This is a genomic window from Allobosea sp. RAF48 (genome assembly GCF_052114025.1).
Lineage (GTDB): Bacteria > Pseudomonadota > Alphaproteobacteria > Rhizobiales > Beijerinckiaceae > Allobosea.
Genome location: NZ_JBFRDZ010000045.1, coordinates 1 through 394, shown reverse-complemented (window position 1 = coordinate 394; position 394 = coordinate 1). Strand labels below are relative to the sequence as shown.

Annotated in this window: 1 protein-coding gene; it reads right to left on the bottom strand. The window is 60.9% G+C overall.

What is annotated here, in order from left to right; all coding sequences use genetic code 11:
- Nucleotides 1–394 (bottom strand): mechanosensitive ion channel family protein (locus tag AB4Z10_RS29750; protein ID WP_441474002.1); only part of this gene is annotated, 394 nt, incomplete at both ends.

The following is a 394-nucleotide window of genomic DNA, read 5'->3' as shown; positions in this document are numbered from 1 at the left end:
GTACCCGGCTTTCCGAGCGCACCACACGCATCAGCATGTCCTGCGCCGCAGCCAGATCCTCGTCGCTCTTAACCGTCAGGCTCAATTCGTGGCGGCGTGAGGGAAAGCGGCTATAATTGGTGATTGGCACGTTCCACAGGGTGGAATTTGGCGCAAGGCGGTAAAGCCCATCGCTGGTTTTAAGCTCGGTCGCAAACAGGCCGATTTCGATCACCGTGCCGCTCACGGCGCCAGTCTCGATATATTCGCCAACCCGGAAGGGACGCAGCACCAGAAGCATGATGCCGGCGGCGATGTTCTGCAATGTCCCCTGAAGCGCCAGGCCGATGGCGAGGCCGGCAGCGCCGAGTGCCGCAAGAATGGAGGCCGTCTGTACACCAAACTGGCCAAGCAC